Here is a 17,135-nt window from a genome sequence, read left to right as displayed (position 1 = left end):
TTTAGTGTTGAGTTGATATTATATAAAATGAAAAAAATAAACCATAACATAAAAAATGTAACTACCTCACCAGTAAAAAAAGCCACTACTCCAATGATTATAAAAGAAATCCTATACCACCATTCCATTTTCCTTATTAACTCCTTTGTAGATATAACATCTTTGTTTTTATCAACTCTATTATCTTATGTAGGTAGCGAACTACATTGCTACAATCGCTCCCATTCCCATAAGTGATTTGAATAACCTACTTACTGACTGTCTTTCTTTGTTTTCTCAAGGAATTTTACAGCTTCTTCTACATCATAAGTTTTTAATTTTAATTGTTTCAGCTCTCCACCACCAGTTTCGAAGATAAATACCGCTGGTGCTTTTTCTATTTCATATTTAGGATACTTTTCTTTAGCTATATTTAAGTTAGTTAAATACTCTGATTTGACAACAGAATACTCATTACTAATGAATTTACTAAACTTGTCACTTATATTTTCGTCGCCTTCAACTATAAGCAAAAAGTATTTCGTATCAACATTCTCATTAGAAGAACAACCTATAATGAAAGCTAACAGCAAAAATGAACATATTAGAATTAACCGTTTCATCATGATTCCCCCAATAGCTTTCACCATTCTTTATACATCAGCTTATACTATTATCTTATGCTGCTATCGATCTAAAATGAAAAATCAAATGTGAGCACGTTAAATCCAGCCCCATTAAGAATTTCTATCCTTTTCAAGTAAAGATATGATTTTATCAAGTTTCTTATCAATCTCATCATTTCTTTTACTTTTAGCAGAAGAATTAATATATAAACTTCGGATTATAAATATGAAGGAAGCAACGCTCAATACTATTAGGCCCATAAGTATCAAATAAACTATCGAACTAAAATCAAAAACTTCCATACCACAACACCTGCTTTCAAAATACCAACTTTTAAAATGTTGTACTTTTCTTAAGTAAGGAGTTGATGCAAGAACTCCTAGATTGTTCAGTAATCCAAAAGAAATAATCACATTAATAGCAGTGTGATACTGGATTATTCATAGAATAATAAGCCATAAATATGATAAAAACACCTAATAGAAAAAGAGTTGTTAGAACAACCTTTCTACCTTTATTTCCTATGTGATAGATATTCACTAAAAGATAATAAATAATAACACTTCCAACCAGAAAGTAAAAAAATTCTCTTGTGCAATCAGTTGTAGAAGGTGGAGTTGTTAAATAAGTGAAGGTTATTCCAGAAAATATAAAAAGACCTAATAAGTTCAGTAATATTCTCATATTCACTTCTTTAGGTGTCACTACTTCCTTTTTTTGAGCCGTTTGAAAACTAGATTTCAAATCTCTACCCCCACTTTGTATTTATTAATAAATCTACGTTCTTAGAAAACAAAAGTTACATTATCGTATAACTTCCTAAGTAATCCTGCCCAACTCCTTAATTCCAATTATTTCATATTTAGTAAATTCCAACAATATGAGATTCCTCATTAAGCAATTAAAGCAAGCGCTAACCTATGTTAAAGATTATCCTCCATGGCTGCAACCGTTCCCCCAATTGCCTACTGTATTTCCATTTATAAACCTCCTACTTAGAATGGATTTCACGCTCGAACTCCTGGACCCATTTGTAATCAAAAACAGCATCCACTGCCTCATACACACGATCTGATACCACAACATTCCGTTCGAAGGTATATCTTTCTATTTCTCCGTTCTTAAATCCTAGGTAAAGTTCAAATCTCTCATTTTCATGATTGGAAATATACCCATCTTTGTTGGTAAGTTTTACACTATACTGATTTAAGAAGTTTGCAAGTTCATGAAGAGTTTCTTCATCTACACTTATCAATTCAAACTCCTGTATTTCATTTTTCTCAGCAATAAGATAAATCTTTTCAACCTGGCCAATATCTAATATTTCACCCAAGTTTTGCTCACGATACTTATAAAAGTTAAATACTATTACGGCAATTATTATTAATAACAGTGAGATTAATAAATATTTTTTCATCTACAGCATCCTCCGCCATGTTGTCCTTTACCTGTCATTTAAGACCACTCTCGTCCCTGCCATTAAATCACCCAAATGCCGCTTATCCTTTCTGAATAATCCCATTCAAAGCAACACCAATCCAACCAGTGAGCCCGCATTTGCGATAACAATCGCCGTCCTATCAAACTCGCTATATATGCCTTGGATCACACCTATATGACCTAATTGCCATGGTAAAAACTTTATGGCATTTCTTAGTAAGCTGGCGCTAAATCTTTCTTTTACGTAGGTCACTTTCAATCCAGAAACTCTCTTTCCAATCGATCCTTTTTTATAAGGCTCTTTTCTCAAAGATTGTTGCTATTCTCTAGTAAAAAGTCGGCAATTGGACTTTTTACTGTTCAGAGACTTTAAAGGTTACAGTAACAAATTAAGTATTGTAGGGAAAAGAGCACGAAAATAACGAAGGTTACGGCCATTTTATCAGTAGGTAAAAACAACAAAGTTTACGAAAAGAGCCTTTTATAATAATCAAAATAGGAAAATAGCAGGATGATGGGGATTACAGATGTGAGTGTGGCTATCAGTTTTGCTTGTAGCTCTGTGTAGGCTGTAATTCCGTCTAGGATGAGAAAGCTGATGGCTAAATTGGCCAGTAGTAATAGGAGCAGGTAGACAACGATTACTAAGTAGTCCACCAATAGTTCTGTTAGTCGATTTTTTATTGGGATGTTGTTCATGTGACACCTCCTTGGTCCATGGAGATAGGCACCGTGACCAAAAATCTATTATTCTAGATATCTTTTTCCTTCCAATCACACTTTGACTTTCCTCTTTTTCATTACCAATTTGTATAAAAGCAGAAATATCACATAGAAAAAGGCTATATTAAATAATGGCCCTAAGCTTACTGAACCCCAACCTCCATTCCCATAATACGCAAACATGTAAGCAGGAAAGCCATAATAAATAACCCCATTGTCATGAGTGATTCCGATGACAGGAGTAAATGCAATACCGATCGTTACCACTAGACTCAGGATGAAAATTATCTTTTTGTGACTCATAATGAATACCCTTCTCCTTTCGTCCAATTTGATAACAAATTATAATCATATTACATAAAGTTACAGTATTACCACTGTTAAACAAATACTTCCCCTCGATAAGACTGCAAGCGGAAGTGTTTGGATAAGGCTAAAAAGGGACCCAATAAGGATCCCTTTTGTACTGATGCAGTTGAATCTATATAACTGTTACCGTGCCACCAACTTTAATATAAATATGCGATGAACGGTCTTGCTCATACTCTTTCACTATCCTTTTATTTCTTCTCTGACCTTTCTTTTTTGTAAACAGAATGGCGTTATCCCAGATGACGTCGTAGAGGGCTGGGCCAACCTTTGTTTCTTTGTCTTGGTAAAGCCTAAAGCCTATATATGCCTCTTCGTTATTATCTACCCCGTATGCACTTCCTTTTGAGTTGCCTGTGCTGTAAGGTATCACCACAACTCGGTCGCCATCGGCCTTTCTTGCCATTTTAAATGCATAATAGAATTTGGCGTTTTGATACCCTTGAGGGAAAAATTCTACAGCGGAATTCGGAAACTCCACTGTGTGGAAGGACCCGGCTACCCCGTTCCAGAGTTCTGCTCCATAGAAGCTATTTTGGCAAAAGGTCGCTTTTCCGGTTTGCTCGTGGTTGATGCCATATACGATGACAAAATCATCATCGGTGGTCAGTTGGAAATTGTCTGTTTTCAAATACAAGGCGTCTGTATCATCCCCATATACATTAACGTCCTGTAAGATACCTTCATACCCATCGATGATCCATATATTTGTATCCAGGTCGACATGATCAAAGTCCGGGCTTCCATATCTTTTAATGATTTCATTACGCAAATGATTATAGTCATGGACGACATTTGGGACAATCCGAAATTCGGTTTTGTCTGTTTCCCTGATTTCCCGGATTGGGACCGGCCATGGGTTATGAATAGGTATTGGCCTCTTAGGTGTGATACGCAAAGCCTTGAAGTATTTTTCCACATTATGAATATAGGCATCGCCGACATCTTGCTGTGCCCATAATTGAGCCCTCATCACAAAAAGAAAGGTATCCTTCCCCTTTTCCAGTCCCATGTTGACCAAATTCATCGGGATGTTGTCATCATTCATGATTCCCCAGTCATACCCCGCACTGCTCAAGGCATTGCGGACTTGTTGATTGATACGTTGGTCGGCTGAACTAATCACGATGGTGGAGCTGTCAAAAGGATACCCAGCCGTCCCTTGAGGCGTATTTTCCGTCCAGATCCCCCAATTACTCAATGTATCCCCTAGACTGGCAAAGATCATATGGTAATAACCTGTCACGTCATTTCCTGTTGTGATCGCATCGCTGTAGTCTTTTCCAGGTTTATTTTCCACTAATCCAAGATAGCTTCTGAAACTGAAGTAATAGGCTGGAGGAGGTGTCTGGCCAATTAACACGATCGCCTCATCAGGTCGCAGTTTGAAGGTGGCACCAGGCAGGATAAGGTTTATATTAGCGGGATAATTAGCAGGGTTATTGGATTGGTATCCTATCGGAGGCTCCTGCCCGACAGTTGGATCTTGATTGGGAGCAGGTGGCAGGGTCAGTACGGCATATGGAGCATTGGCATTATTACCGAAACATGAGGGAACGAGCCCCTCACTTGCAAGCTTTAGAATATCCACATAATTTAACTGTCCTTCCTGAACAATGAAGCCACTATCCTCCAGATTCGAAATGAACGCTTGAAGATTCCCTTCCTTATTAAAGGTGCTATTGTACATTAGGTCCCCCCTTAAGGTCACTGTAAATTGATACTAATAATATGAACGGACAGAGGAACTTATGAGAGAACAGGTTTTGGAAAAAACAAAAATGTAAAGCACTCTTGACATTTTCTCGAATGTAAAGTACGCTTTACTTACAACCGATTGTAAAGCTAGCTTTACAAAATAATCGGAGGGGTGGAAAAGTTGAAAAATCGGATTAAAGATCTGCGCAAGACTGCGAAGATGACGCAAGAGGACCTAGCCGTCCAGGTAGGCGTCTCAAGACAGTCCATCATTGCGATTGAATCGGGAAAGTACAATCCATCACTTGAACTGGCATACAACATCTCAAAAGTATTCGATTGCATCATCGAAGAGGTCTTTATTTTAGAAGAAGGGGGAGAGGAATGATGGCAGTACAAATTGGTGGGTTGGTAGGTTTATACGGAGGCGCCGTGATGGGGATCTTAGCTTGGTGGTTTGGCCGCCATATGGCCAAAAAGCAGCGTGGCTTGGATGAATTGCATGCCCATATTTGGCAAAAGGCCCGGGCCATTTCGTGGTTCTTCACGCTTGCATCCATGTACATTCTATTCACTTTGGTCATATTCGGAATGGAACTAACGGCAGCCATGGTCCTCGCAGTCATCATGCTTGTTCATTTTGCGAGCTGGGGGATTACAGGCGTGGTCTTGTCCATCAATATGAATATGGAAGAGCCTTTGAAGCCCTCTAGAGTCAAATTCGGGATAGTCACTGTGGCCTTGTCGCTACTTTTATTTTTAGTTCTTTCTATTGCAACCGACAACTGGTGGTTCCTGCTTGCCAGCGTTCCGCCGACCTTGATTGGGTTGATATGGGCATTGACTCCGAAACGAGGTAGTGAAGAGACCTTCTAATCAATTAATAGAAAAAGACCATTAAAAACCTTGTCCGTTTTAATGGTCTTTTTTATTTTTCAATCAAGCTCTTTGCAGCCTAAAATAATACATCCAGGTTTTTGTGATGAATGTTCCAAATACTAGTATTAATAGGAGAAACATCACTGTGTTTGTATTCATTAAGGTCCAGGTTTCCCCTTGTCGGAGCAAATAACCCATGTTCATGCTGGCAATGAAGAAGTACATTAGCACCAATGGCAGGAATAGAACGGTATAAGAAAAGGCGACTTTCTTGGCTTGCTTGAGCTTGTGTGTTTTGTCGCTGTACAAGGCTGGTGGTCTCTCGCCTTCTTCGTATTCCTTGCTCCAGATCGTCCATTTTTGAAGGGCACCCTTGGAGCTGAATACTTCCTCCCAACCTGCTTGTCTATGAATCTCGAAATAGCTGTCGTTTGAAAGGTTTTGGTAGTCGGCACTGTATTTGATTCTTTGCGGTTCGGCTTTTTTTAAGTAGAAAGTGGTGCCGAGTCTGTTAACGCGGTGAAGGCGGTTCCCTTCTGCCGCCATTTGATCCAGCCAGTTTTCAAGTTTGTCAGGCGAGTACATCCAGCCTAATTTACGGCGTTTGATGAGCAGGCCTTGGCGTTTCAGTTGTTTTTCTTCCGCTTTGGTAAGGTGGTTTTTCTTTTCCTGGCTGTGTTCAGGTGTGTAAGTTATTTGGTTCTCTTGTGATAGCGCTTTGTTTGTCTTCTTTATTTTCCAGACAGAGTAGATCATGAAAAAGTAGAAGGCTGTTGCTAGGGTTCCGGAGATGTAGGTAATGATCCAGAATGGGCTTTCCACCACTTCTACATTTCCATTACTTGCGGTGTAAGCTGTAGCAAATATAGCCACGTTTGCTAGTGTAGCAGCTGTAAAGTAGATGAGTATGGCCATGAATGCGTAAAAGATATAGTTGTTGCGTTTGATGATGGCATCGCGGCTGGTGGAAGTGGTCACTTCTGCCTCTGGTCTTTCGTTTGCGATCACATACCATTTTCCGCTTTGGGTAATTTTTTCCCAGCCGTCCTTGCGCATGGTATTGGATAAAGTGGCGGGTTTTATTTTGTCGTAGCCGATTCGGTAGGTGGCGTGTTTTGGTGCTCTATTCTCGAATGTGAAACTGCGTTTGAACCGGTGCAATTCTGTCAGATGATAGCCTTCTTTTGCCTGGTCGGTGAGCCATTGCTCGGTCTTCTGCACATCATAGCTCCAAAATGGTCTTATGTTTGTTTTCATTTGAATCCTCCCTCGTACTTCAGTGCGTTTCCGTGAAGCTCCTTCAGTCGTGTGATCTCTGCGGTGATCAGCTCTTTGCCGCTATCGGTAATTTCGTAAACCGTCTTTCGTTCCGCATCCGCGAACACGGTGATGACCCCGTCTTTTTGCATTTTGGTCAGTGTTCCGTAGATGGTCCCGGAGCCCAGGCGGATGCGGCCGTTGGAGATTTCTTCTACATGTTTGATGATGCCATAGCCATGTCGTGGTTCTGTTAATGAGAGCAATATATAAAAGGCGGTTTCTGTCATGGGTATGTATTTTTTAATAATTTTGGGTAGTTCCAATGTGGTCACCTCTATACTTCCTGATATGTCGCGTCGTGATACATGTCATGGTGTGAGTATATCACGTTGTGACATAAGTGAGCAAGAGGTTCTATGGTGGAGGGACAGGCACGGTGACCTAATTTTTGTGAAGTTTCTCTTCCATTATTGAGTGAATATTTTTTTGATATAGGATGCGAAAATGGTTGAGGTTTGACGAATGGTTACGAGACCTTTCGTTAAGATGCTAAATTTCCACTTCAACAAACGTTTGTTTAATTTTTGTTATTCTAAGAAAGCACTAAAACATAGACAAAATGCAGGTAATCATCATGATCACCTGCATTTCGCAGCCGGTCAAAGGACCTTTACCGTACTCTAATGTTACTAATCTATCTCCTAAACCCTAACTTCATCCAAAGCAACAGGCCACTTTTCCTGCGTATAAGCCATTGTCCAAAATTGGTGCTCGAGTTGGGTGCTAGTGATAAAGTGGTCACGCATACGTTGTTTTTCTTCTTCACCCGCTGTTGATGCACAAGCATCAATTTTGTCCATGAATACTTCTGTGATCGATGTCACTTCCTTGTTTCCGTAAAACATGATCCATTCATAGAATGGGTGATCAGGTGTTGGCTTGACTTCTTGGATGAGCTTTTTCCCAATCTCCCAATATGTCCAAGGGCAAGGGGCAAGGGCAGCGAGGGTTTCGCCTAGTGTCCCGTTAGCTGCAGCTTCCATCATATGTCGAGTATAGTGATGGGCAGTCGGGGCAAGTGGGGCTTTTTGCAAATCCTCATAACGCACGCCAGCTACTTCACAGAAATTATTGTGTGGATGCACCTCAGAATTTAATACAAACCCAATTTGCTGTTGGAAAAATGCCATATCTTCCCGGTCGGTGCATTTAGAAACAGCCAACCCATAAATTCTGCAAAAAGTCGATAGATACTCAAAATCTTGCTGAACGTAATGAATAAGCGCCTCTTTTGGTACATTTCCTTCCCCGATTCCTTTTACAAACGGATGGTCAAAAATCGCTTCAAAAATGGGGTCTGCCTCTCTTCGTAATTGCTCAGAAAACTTCATGTCGTATTCCTCCTTAAAATTAATTAGAAGAATACCCACCTTTTCCCATAGAAGAATAAAAAAGCTCCTCTTCCACGGGAAAGAGGAGCATGAGTATATGTACGTACTAAACTCAATGCGCCACTTTCCTCCGCTGGTATCACCCAGATCAGGTTCAAAGGGTCCGTCGCGTAAAGCTCCGTCTCAGCCTGTTGGCTCCCCTAGTGGATATTCATATGAATAATATTACAATATATAGTTATTTATTCCAAGCGTTTTGTGTTTTGCGGACAGGCAACTTTAACGAAATCGGTCTAAGGTCCTGCACCATCAAGGCTTCAAAATCACCTTGATACAATCCTCTTCTTTTTTGTTAAGAATGGGTGGAGGGAACAGGCACGGTGGCCCAGTTTGGTTGGCGAGCTGTTGAATGGATGGGCAGGTATTATCTTAATATAGGATGCGAAAATGGTTGAGCTTTGACGAATGGATTTAGAGCCTTTAATTACAATGTTTACTTTTGGTTTATACCAACGTTTGTTTAAATTTTGTTATCCTAGAAGAGATGAAGGACAGACGACCTACACGTGAAGTCTTTCGGTTGATGTATGACTTTTGGGCAAATGTCCGAAGTTTTCGAGAAGTTGTCCAAAGATTTTGCGATTTTGACCGAAGATTTTGGAAAGTTGACCGAAGTTTTCACGAAAATGACCGAACTAAAAATTCAACCTGCTAAAAGTGTCCGAACCTCCTGCATACTTTGTCCGAACCTCTCTTCATTTCCATCATTTTTTGTCCGAAAGAAGATTAAAATTGTCCGAACCTGAAATTCCTCACCCAAAATGGCTACTTATTCTGAGAAGATGGCATTTGTCGAGGATGATACGTATGAAGAACCTATTCCAATTACCACATGAAATAAAAATGGGCTAAGGAAACCTGCTCCCCTCAACCCATCCCACTTAAGGCTTCAACACAACCTTAATACAATCATCCTCTTTCTTGTTAAAAATGTCATATCCGTGCGCTGCCTCATCCAAGGACATTTTATGTGTAATGATCTTGGTCGGATCAATCTTCCCACTCTTAATTTGATCATACAGATGTGGCATAAAATGGCGTGCCGGCGCCTGCCCCATCTTGATATTGATGTTCCGGCTGAAAAAAGGCCCTAGCGGGAACATGTTGTATAATCCACCATACACGCCAGTAATTTGCAGGGTTCCTGCTTTGCGCACCGCTTTGGTTGCGATTTGGATCGGACCAAGTGTTCCGCCTTGCAGCTTCATTTTTTGCTCGACCCATTCCAGCGGGGACTTTTTCCCGTCCATCCCGACACAGTCGATGACGACATCGGCCCCACCTTTGGTCAGTTCCTTGAGGGTTTCGCCCATGTCGTCGTATTTAGTGAAATCAAAGACTTCTGTTTGCATGTGTTGCTTGGAATGCTCCAGCCTGGTGCCGATGTAATCAACGGCGATGACCCGCTTGGCGCCTTGTTGCCAGGCGAATTGTTGTGCCATGAGCCCAACTGGTCCGCAGCCTAGGACAATAACCGTGTCCCCCTCTTTCACACCGGCATTCACCACACTCCAGTAGGCAGTTGGCAGCACATCTGATAAAAGCAGGAGCGATTCATCCTCCAGTTCGCAATCCTCCGGGATGACGAATGGCGTAAAGTTGCCAAATGGCACGCGCAGGTATTCGGCTTGTCCTCCTGGATGATTACCGAATTTCTCGGAGTATCCAAAATAACCGCCGGAGTCATAGTGCGGGTTAGAGTTATCGCATTGGCTTTCCAGCTCGTGTTCACAGTAATGGCATCTCCCGCACGCGACGGTGAATGGGATGACCACCCGATCTCCCTTTTTCACCTTTGTCACGTCCGGTCCCACTTCCTCCACAATTCCCATCGGTTCATGGCCGATGATATAGCCTATTGGTAATGGGAAGTTCCCTTGATACAGATGAAGATCTGACCCACAGATAGCGGTGGACGTTATCCGGATAATAACATCTTCACGATCCTGAATTTTCGGGGCTTCTACTTTTTTTACCACTACTGTGTTTTTCCCTTGGTACGTAACTGCTCTCATGATGTCCTCCTTGAATATAGGTGATTATACGTATTTTCCATAGTCCGGGATGGCGACTGATTCAAAGTCTTCCACCAATTTGGTTAGTCCGCTTGCAAGTTCTTCGCCTGCCATGGCTGTTCCATGTCCCGTCACGGCAACACGCGGCTTTAACGCTTCTAGCTTTTTCACCGATTCCCACGCCGCTTTCCAGTCTGTCGTAAAATATCGTGGCGGTCCGCAGACTTCCTGTTGCTGCACAAGCACTTTATAGAGGGAATCCTGCCTTACAGTGACAAAGGCATCTCCTGCGATGAGGGTCCGGTCTGCCTCCCGGAAAAGTGCGACATGCCCCGGTGAATGACCTGGGGTATGAATCCAGCGCCAGCCATCCATACCCGGTACGGTCCCGTCTGCAGGGAGTGCATGGACATGTCCGCTGAGATCAGTCGATTCGTTGGGAAAATAGGAAGACACTTTCGCAACAAGTCCCCCTTCCACACTCGGATCTGGCTCTGGGTAATCGCTTTTGCCGGTCAGGTACGGAATCTCCAACTCATGCGCATACACCGGAACGTTCCAATGCCGCGCAAGCTCCACCGATGCCCCCACATGATCAAAATGACCATGCGTCAAAATAATTGCTTTCGGGCGGGCACCTTTGCCTAAATGGTTCTCCACCATGGAAAGGAGCTCTCGTGCAGACTTCGGCATCCCTGTATCAATCAGCACCCAACTCTCCGAATTTCCGTAAAGGCAAACGTTCACCACTTGATTCGTGTAATAATATAAATCCTCCGTGACCTCATGCCCAGAATGCGCGGAAATTGAAGTGACCGGAATGAATTTATTGTCCTTGCTGTAGTTCATATCAATATGATCCATTATTTCAACACCCCTATTTTGCTCTTATCCAAGATCAGCCTTACTCTTCTAAAGGATACTTTGGATAGTATTTGTTTAAAGAGGGAAAATAACCACATGTTTTTTGGGCCTAGGATACCATAATCTCTTATTGCTTGATTGAATATTTTCTCTGTCTCTTTTGAATCAGGAGGATCGGCGTTCAGTTTCTATGGAGTTTAACCACGATCCCTTCAAATGGTTAGGTTGGGGATAGTATTACAGCTATTTCAATATGCTTTTTATGTATAATCGGTAAATCTACTGTTCATATTATAAAAAATCAGTATGTCAGGGGTGTGATGGGATGCTTAGGTTTTGTTGCATTACATTGGAGATGTTGCTTTTTCCTTTGCTACTCAGTTGATTGCTTTTTGTTTAAGGTTAAAGAAAGCTAAATTCTACCTAAGAAAGGACTTATAAGGCGAATGATCAAGTTGATAACAGGATTTTTTAGAACCATCATCGAGATGACAGTGGCACTAGTCGAATTTGATTATGAAGCAGCTTTGAAAGATATGGAAAAAAAGGATTAAACCTCAGAGAAAACCCCTATTCCATGTAGGCCTGGATATAGGGGTACGTGATTCCCTGGTTTGCTTTTTCTATAAAACATTCAAAGCAAAGGGAATAATTTTAATATGGGCGGGACATTTTCCAATCTGTTCTCCATCTCCATGAATTTTTAACGGCATGGTGGAATGTATTTCGAGCTCTTTTCCTCTATACGTTTTTATTAAAGGAGAATCAATGTGCTTGCCTTTAAAGACTGATGGAAAAAGACGCAAAAACTCTAGTTTGGAAATGCCCTGAACAATACATATATCAAAAACCCCGTCATTATTCTTAGCCTTTGGGCAAATGATAAGTCCACCACCGTAAAAAGGTAGATTAGCTACTGCTATCAGCCATACCTTCTTGAATGTGTGAAGATCTTTATCGATCCTAATAGATATATCCATCGGCCTATACTGAGTAAGCACTTTAATGGCACTCATTAGATAGGTAATGTGACCAAGCCGAAAGTAATTGAATACTTTTTTATATATGGAAGTATTGGCGACATGAGCCACCTCCCCGTCAAACCCTATTCCTGCCACTGTAACAAAATAGGTAGAGTTCACACATCCTATATCGATGTGTTTCGGTCTACCATTTAATATTCGCTCCAAAGCCTTCTCATATTTTGACGATATACCTAGACCTTTGGAAAAATCATTTCCAGAACCGGCAGGAATGATTCCAAAAGGCACATCAGAACCTATTAACCCATTAATCACTTCATGGACAGTCCCATCACCACCAACGGCCACAATGACTTTCACTTCTTCTTTCCTGATCAGTTCTCTCACCAATAAAGTAGCGTGTTTAGGCTTCTGTGTAAAATATACACAGTACGCAATCTCTCTTTCTACAAGCATTTTCTCTATTTTGTTCCAAATTTTATAAGCTCTACCGTTACCTGATGCTTTATTGACAATAAAACAATACAAAAGTCTCACCTATTCAAGTTTTTTACAAAATTATAGCCGAGTTTCATGATGGTTATACTCTTTTGATTCCATATCAGACTTATCAACTGGTTGAACATAAAAATCCCAAGAGCATTTGATAGAGGGCTGATGATGAATCACGCTAAAATTTACCCTCCATTAATGCTATTGGTATTCTTTTTATTATTTATGCGTGTGCTACATTGTTTTATATTTTTCTTCCATATTTATCTAAATTATGAATATAAAAGGAATTGATAGGTGAGATTATATAAAAATAAAAACATGGATGAAGTGAGGTGATGTAGGATGAAGGCTTTGCAATTCAATTATAAAATGCCCCGTTATCTGATAACCAAATTGGTCGGAGGCTTTATTCCATCAGTATATTGGAATACCAGGCTATCCTGTTTACGGTTCCTTGAACAGTCTGAGCCGGAGCTTCCTAATGAAGACTGGGTAAAAATAAAAGTCAAATACGGCGGCATTTGTGGTAGTGACCTTAATCTACTTTCTTTAAATGATAGTCCTGCCACTTCCCCCTATGTATCTTTTCCTTTCACTATAGGTCATGAAATCGTTGGGGTAATTACTGAGGGAAGTTCATTAGGTACGGAATTCAAACAAGGAGATCGAGTTGTTGTGGATCCGATATTATCTTGTGTAGCAAGGGGGATCAAAGAACCTTGTCCCTCCTGCCAAAAAGGCGATTACAGCTTGTGTGAATTTAAGACAGAAGGAATCTTGTCACCAGGATTATTGATAGGTGCTTGTCGTGAGACTGGAGGTGGCTGGAGTTCTATATTAGTGGCTCACAAAAATCAGGTTTATAAACTCCCAGAAGAAATTGATGATTTGAACGGAGTCATGGTCGAGCCATTCAGCTGTGCTTTACACAGTGTACTTAGGAATCCACCAAAAAAAGACGATACGGTATTGGTAATCGGGGGTGGAGTAATCGGCTTATGCGTAATTGCCGCTATAAGGGCATTGGATATTCCATGCAGAATTGTGGCACTTGTCAAGCATCCATTTCAAGCCGAACTAGCTTCCCATTATGGTGCGACTGAGACAGTACTGCTACGAAAACAAAAATATGTAGAGGATTTAAAGGATTCACTTGGAGCGCAATTACTCAAGCCCCTTTTCGGACCGGAAGTGATTCAGGGGGGAGCGAACATGGTGTTTGAATGTGTGGGGAAGAAGCAGAGTATTAGTGATGCCCTACGATTTACTCGAAATGGCGGGAAAGTGGTTCTACTGGGTTTGGCAGGTATCATTGATGGAATTGATTGGACGACGGTCTGGCTAAATGAGTTGGATGTGAAAGGGAGCTTCGCTTATAGTACAGAGTTATACAAAGGGGAAAATGTCCGCACCTTCGAAATTGCCATTGATTTAATGCGTTCTAAAAAAGTGGATTTATCACCGCTTGTGACTCACCGATATCCTTTGGAAGAATACCAGGATGCACTTGTCACAGCCTCAAATAAAAAAAGCCGTTCAGCGATTAAAGTCGTTTTTGAACCATCATAGCTCAATTCTACATAGGAGGAATGATTGAAATGAAAATGAAGAAATTCACAATATCAGGATGCGAAAAAACTCCGTTTCTGACATGGTATACAGAAGGGTTAAAGAAGAAATTCTCAACAAAAGGTTATCAGTTTTGTGAAGACTCAGATGATGGTATCGGGATTGTGTTTAATGTGATCAACCAGGAAAAACCGCGTCCTTATCGCAGGAAATCTCAGGCGACCTTTGTTGTATCCATTATGGAGATGGATAAAGAGATCGAGGATATATTTGAAGCTGCGTATCCATATCTTATACGCTCTTTAGCCAACCACTTAATATATATTGTCCACACCAACGAAAACACAGATGTATATTTTATCACTCCTGAACAAGGATTCTACAAAATAAGTTATAAGGATGGAGATGAGGAAGACTTTTTCAATCGGACTTATAGCAGGCTTGAACCCGTTGCCTCTGCACAATTGATCATTGACAACCTTTTTGCAGAGGATTTGGACTATCAATTATGGAAAGGAAACGAGATCACTAAAAAAATGTATGCCTCGGGACAGAAACTGGATCAAATGAATTTGCTCCCGGCCCCGTTTCCACTTGAAAACTATTTATCCAAACGGGACATGCGACAGCTAAAAAAATTGTATGGTATTGGCGGACTAAGCTATGGGAATCTCAGCAGCAGACACGATGGTCAAACATTTTGGATGAGTGCGAGCGGTGTCAACAAGGCTGACATGCGAGTAATCGGACAAGATATTTTATTTATAAAAGGGTTTAACCCGAATAGAAATGCAATGGAAGTGAGTGTCCCTCCAAAAATAACGCCAAAAAGGGCTTCGGTTGATGCCATTGAACATTGGATGATTTATAAAGAACACCCAGATGTAGGGGCGATTGTCCATATTCATGCATGGATGGATGGGATTGAAGCAACAGAGATCAACTACCCTTGTGGCACGATTCAATTGGCCGAAACCGTAGCAGACCTGGTAAGAAAAGCGGAAGACCCTTCACGGGCGGTTATTGGACTGAAAAATCATGGCCTGACCATTACTGGACGAAATTTGGAAGAGATATTCGAGCGTATTGATGGACAGGTCGTTTCTCAAATTCCGATGGGATAAATATTAAGCTTTTCCACTTTTGAAATAGTTAAAGAAAGGCATGAGAAAATGAATAAAATTGGTGAACCGATCGATAGGGTTTTATTTAGTATTGGCCCGATAAATGTGTACTGGTATGGAGCCATCATCACTGGAGGTATTTTCCTTGGTCTATGGTTAATTATAAGGGAGAGTGAACGCCGGAATCTTCCTAAAGATACTTTCCTTGATCTCGTTTTCTTTGCCCTTCCAGTTTCCATCATCTTTGCACGCATATATTATGTCATTTTCCGATGGGATTATTATTCAAAGCATCCCAATGAAATAATCGCAATCTGGAAGGGTGGCTTGGCTATGCACGGGGTGTTGACAGGTGCAGTCCTATCAATCTTCCTATTTGCAATGTATAGGGGCATTTCCTTCTGGAAGCTTGCCGACATTCTTGCACCAAGCCTTATTCTAGGACAAGCAATAGGTAGATGGGGAAACTTTATTAATCAGGAAGCTCATGGTGGCCCCGTAACTAGAGCATTTCTTGAGAATCTATACTTACCTGATTTTATAATAAATCAGATGTACATTGATGGTACATATTATCATCCGACGTTTTTATACGAATCCATTTGGAATTTTTTAGGGTTTATCATTCTCATTTCCCTACGGCGAGCTAACTTAAGGAGAGGGGAGCTATTTTTAACTTATCTCACCTACTATTCTATAGGCCGCTTTTTTATAGAAGGAATGAGGACGGACAGCTTGATGCTCACAGAAAACCTGCGCATTGCCCAAGTCATGTCTTTAGTATTGATTCTTACTGCCGTCATGATTTGTTGGTACCGCCGAAAAAAAGGGTATGCAGAAGTTCGATACCTTGATAATAGCTTGTCTGAATGAAATGAATTATTTAAACTTGTAAAAATTGATTCCATTGATGACCATTACCTAATGGTTAAGGCTCTAATGATCATTTTCGTTTAGCACACTCAAATTTTCTAAAATTAGATAAGTTATTTACAGGAGTATTCTTGCTCATCAATTTGCAGACTTACAGAAAACTCTTTAAGTTTCAGACTGTTGAGAAACTATAAACTGGTTAGGTTATCTCTAGAAGAAGTGATCTGCGTTGCAGGCGCTTCGCTTTCCGCGGGCAGTCCGGAAGCCTCCCGCAGGAGTCTTCGCTCCTTCCACTGCGATCAACTAGAAAACTACCTTCTTTTTAGCTTTGTCTAGAAACTGAGACTTACAGAAAACTCTGTAAGTCTTTTCTTTCTTTGCAGTCTGAAGGTCTATTTCTTCAAAGGGCTGCATAAGTTTATTACTTATTCACATTCATCCATGTTGGATCCTCATTTTCTTCAGACTTTTTATCACCGATATCCTTCCATCCGTTTCTAATACAACTGCTTCTACTTCATTCATCGACTTGATTCCACTTGACCTTGCAGCCTGGAGAACCTCTTTTTCGAGTATCCTTTCTTTTTTCACACCTTTTTTAGGAATGCTCCATTGTAATACAGAAGTTCTGGACTAGATTTTATCATGCCATTGAAAAAGTCAGATCGTACGGACAACCAAGTTATGATATATTGCATCCCAATTAAAAGAATGAATGCCTTCAACCCTTCCGCTAAGCTACATCCTTACTCAGTGGAATTGTCGATAGTGTCGACCCGATCGCCA

19 protein-coding genes and 1 riboswitch are annotated in these 17,135 nt (G+C 40.8%); of the genes, 5 read left to right on the top strand and 14 right to left on the bottom strand.

Features of this window, described 5'->3' with window-relative positions; all coding sequences use genetic code 11:
* Positions 1–251: 251 nt before the first annotated feature.
* From EKQ44_RS17705 to EKQ44_RS17675, 7 genes are all read right to left on the bottom strand, one after another.
* On the bottom strand, positions 252–605 hold the full coding sequence (locus EKQ44_RS17705; RefSeq protein ID WP_237664881.1) for a hypothetical protein: 354 nt from the start codon (positions 603–605) through the stop codon (positions 252–254).
* A 111-nt stretch (positions 606–716) separates the two neighbouring features.
* Positions 717–908, bottom strand: coding sequence for a DUF4083 domain-containing protein (locus EKQ44_RS17700; protein ID WP_269151715.1), 192 nt, complete (start codon positions 906–908; stop codon positions 717–719).
* A gap of 112 nt (positions 909–1,020) precedes the next feature.
* The gene (locus EKQ44_RS17695; RefSeq protein ID WP_237664880.1) at positions 1,021–1,350 is read right to left on the bottom strand and encodes a hypothetical protein; all 330 of its coding nucleotides are present in this window, start codon (positions 1,348–1,350) and stop codon (positions 1,021–1,023) included.
* Positions 1,351–1,597: 247 nt separating this feature from the next.
* Positions 1,598–2,023 (bottom strand): hypothetical protein, encoded by a 426-nt coding sequence (locus EKQ44_RS17690; RefSeq protein WP_237664879.1) that lies wholly within the window; start codon positions 2,021–2,023, stop codon positions 1,598–1,600.
* Positions 2,024–2,511: 488 nt separating this feature from the next.
* A complete protein-coding gene (locus EKQ44_RS17685; RefSeq protein WP_237664878.1) occupies positions 2,512–2,745 on the bottom strand; it encodes a hypothetical protein in 234 nt (77 codons plus the stop codon).
* A gap of 75 nt (positions 2,746–2,820) precedes the next feature.
* A complete protein-coding gene (locus EKQ44_RS17680) occupies positions 2,821–3,072 on the bottom strand; it encodes a hypothetical protein (protein ID WP_237664877.1) in 252 nt (83 codons plus the stop codon).
* 178 nt (positions 3,073–3,250) lie between these two features.
* Positions 3,251–4,828, bottom strand: coding sequence for a hypothetical protein (locus EKQ44_RS17675; RefSeq protein ID WP_237664876.1), 1,578 nt, complete (start codon positions 4,826–4,828; stop codon positions 3,251–3,253).
* Positions 4,829–5,017: 189 nt separating this feature from the next.
* Between EKQ44_RS17675 and EKQ44_RS17670 the strand changes: the two genes are divergently transcribed.
* Both EKQ44_RS17670 and EKQ44_RS17665 read left to right on the top strand, forming a co-directional pair.
* The gene (locus EKQ44_RS17670) at positions 5,018–5,224 is read left to right on the top strand and encodes a helix-turn-helix transcriptional regulator (protein WP_237664875.1); all 207 of its coding nucleotides are present in this window, start codon (positions 5,018–5,020) and stop codon (positions 5,222–5,224) included.
* Positions 5,221–5,712 (top strand): hypothetical protein, encoded by a 492-nt coding sequence (locus EKQ44_RS17665; protein WP_237664874.1) that lies wholly within the window; start codon positions 5,221–5,223, stop codon positions 5,710–5,712. Before EKQ44_RS17670 ends, EKQ44_RS17665 begins: the two co-directional genes overlap by 4 nt.
* A gap of 63 nt (positions 5,713–5,775) precedes the next feature.
* On the opposite strand, the gene EKQ44_RS17660 is transcribed toward EKQ44_RS17665, so the two are convergent.
* From EKQ44_RS17660 to EKQ44_RS17635, 6 genes are all read right to left on the bottom strand, one after another.
* Positions 5,776–6,972, bottom strand: coding sequence for a DUF2812 domain-containing protein (locus tag EKQ44_RS17660; RefSeq protein ID WP_237664873.1), 1,197 nt, complete (start codon positions 6,970–6,972; stop codon positions 5,776–5,778).
* On the bottom strand, positions 6,969–7,262 hold the full coding sequence (locus EKQ44_RS17655; RefSeq protein WP_414491344.1) for a PadR family transcriptional regulator: 294 nt from the start codon (positions 7,260–7,262) through the stop codon (positions 6,969–6,971). Before EKQ44_RS17655 ends, EKQ44_RS17660 begins: the two co-directional genes overlap by 4 nt.
* A 414-nt stretch (positions 7,263–7,676) precedes the next feature.
* Positions 7,677–8,366 (bottom strand): thiaminase II, encoded by a 690-nt coding sequence (gene tenA / locus EKQ44_RS17650; protein ID WP_237664871.1) that lies wholly within the window; start codon positions 8,364–8,366, stop codon positions 7,677–7,679.
* A gap of 108 nt (positions 8,367–8,474) precedes the next feature.
* A riboswitch (TPP riboswitch) is annotated at positions 8,475–8,578 on the bottom strand.
* A gap of 729 nt (positions 8,579–9,307) precedes the next feature.
* Complete coding sequence (locus tag EKQ44_RS17645) at positions 9,308–10,441, bottom strand: zinc-dependent alcohol dehydrogenase (protein WP_237664870.1); 1,134 nt, start codon at positions 10,439–10,441, stop codon at positions 9,308–9,310.
* Positions 10,442–10,465: 24 nt separating this feature from the next.
* Complete coding sequence (locus EKQ44_RS17640; RefSeq protein ID WP_237664869.1) at positions 10,466–11,305, bottom strand: MBL fold metallo-hydrolase; 840 nt, start codon at positions 11,303–11,305, stop codon at positions 10,466–10,468.
* 623 nt (positions 11,306–11,928) lie between these two features.
* Positions 11,929–12,825: a diacylglycerol/lipid kinase family protein gene (locus EKQ44_RS17635; protein ID WP_331254670.1), complete on the bottom strand. Its 897-nt coding sequence runs from the start codon at positions 12,823–12,825 to the stop codon at positions 11,929–11,931.
* A gap of 300 nt (positions 12,826–13,125) precedes the next feature.
* Here EKQ44_RS17635 and EKQ44_RS17630 point away from each other — a divergent pair, with 300 nt between their 5' ends.
* From EKQ44_RS17630 to lgt, 3 genes are read left to right on the top strand one after another with little or no spacing between them, the layout of a single operon-like run.
* On the top strand, positions 13,126–14,352 hold the full coding sequence (locus EKQ44_RS17630) for a zinc-dependent alcohol dehydrogenase (RefSeq protein WP_237664867.1): 1,227 nt from the start codon (positions 13,126–13,128) through the stop codon (positions 14,350–14,352).
* 35 nt (positions 14,353–14,387) lie between these two features.
* Complete coding sequence (locus EKQ44_RS17625; RefSeq protein ID WP_237664971.1) at positions 14,388–15,476, top strand: class II aldolase/adducin family protein; 1,089 nt, start codon at positions 14,388–14,390, stop codon at positions 15,474–15,476.
* A 48-nt stretch (positions 15,477–15,524) separates the two neighbouring features.
* The gene (gene lgt / locus EKQ44_RS17620; protein WP_237664866.1) at positions 15,525–16,349 is read left to right on the top strand and encodes a prolipoprotein diacylglyceryl transferase; all 825 of its coding nucleotides are present in this window, start codon (positions 15,525–15,527) and stop codon (positions 16,347–16,349) included.
* Positions 16,350–16,784: 435 nt separating this feature from the next.
* Here lgt and EKQ44_RS21590 read toward each other — a convergent pair whose 3' ends face one another.
* Positions 16,785–16,940, bottom strand: coding sequence for a YetF domain-containing protein (locus tag EKQ44_RS21590; protein ID WP_331254669.1), 156 nt, complete (start codon positions 16,938–16,940; stop codon positions 16,785–16,787).
* Positions 16,941–17,135: the final 195 nt, after the last annotated feature.

Source organism: Sutcliffiella horikoshii (assembly GCF_021991925.1).
GTDB classification, from domain to species: Bacteria; Bacillota; Bacilli; order Bacillales; family Bacillaceae_I; genus Sutcliffiella_A; species Sutcliffiella_A horikoshii_F.
The sequence above is the reverse complement of the archived record's forward strand: the minus strand, read 5'-3'. Positions and strand labels throughout refer to the sequence as shown.

Coding starts and splice junctions, on each gene's coding strand:
- EKQ44_RS17705 (WP_237664881.1), bottom strand. CDS start 605: ATGATGAAACGGTTAATTCTAATATGTTCATTTTTGCTGTTAGCTTTC.
- EKQ44_RS17700 (WP_269151715.1), bottom strand. CDS start 908: ATGGAAGTTTTTGATTTTAGTTCGATAGTTTATTTGATACTTATGGGC.
- EKQ44_RS17690 (WP_237664879.1), bottom strand. CDS start 2,023: ATGAAAAAATATTTATTAATCTCACTGTTATTAATAATAATTGCCGTA.
- EKQ44_RS17685 (WP_237664878.1), bottom strand. CDS start 2,745: ATGAACAACATCCCAATAAAAAATCGACTAACAGAACTATTGGTGGAC.
- EKQ44_RS17680 (WP_237664877.1), bottom strand. CDS start 3,072: ATGAGTCACAAAAAGATAATTTTCATCCTGAGTCTAGTGGTAACGATC.
- EKQ44_RS17675 (WP_237664876.1), bottom strand. CDS start 4,828: ATGTACAATAGCACCTTTAATAAGGAAGGGAATCTTCAAGCGTTCATT.
- EKQ44_RS17665 (WP_237664874.1), top strand. CDS start 5,221: ATGATGGCAGTACAAATTGGTGGGTTGGTAGGTTTATACGGAGGCGCC.
- EKQ44_RS17660 (WP_237664873.1), bottom strand. CDS start 6,972: ATGAAAACAAACATAAGACCATTTTGGAGCTATGATGTGCAGAAGACC.
- EKQ44_RS17655 (WP_414491344.1), bottom strand. CDS start 7,262: ATGACAGAAACCGCCTTTTATATATTGCTCTCATTAACAGAACCACGA.
- tenA (WP_237664871.1), bottom strand. CDS start 8,366: ATGAAGTTTTCTGAGCAATTACGAAGAGAGGCAGACCCCATTTTTGAA.
- EKQ44_RS17645 (WP_237664870.1), bottom strand. CDS start 10,441: ATGAGAGCAGTTACGTACCAAGGGAAAAACACAGTAGTGGTAAAAAAA.
- EKQ44_RS17640 (WP_237664869.1), bottom strand. CDS start 11,305: ATGGATCATATTGATATGAACTACAGCAAGGACAATAAATTCATTCCG.
- EKQ44_RS17630 (WP_237664867.1), top strand. CDS start 13,126: ATGAAGGCTTTGCAATTCAATTATAAAATGCCCCGTTATCTGATAACC.
- EKQ44_RS17625 (WP_237664971.1), top strand. CDS start 14,388: ATGAAGAAATTCACAATATCAGGATGCGAAAAAACTCCGTTTCTGACA.
- lgt (WP_237664866.1), top strand. CDS start 15,525: ATGAATAAAATTGGTGAACCGATCGATAGGGTTTTATTTAGTATTGGC.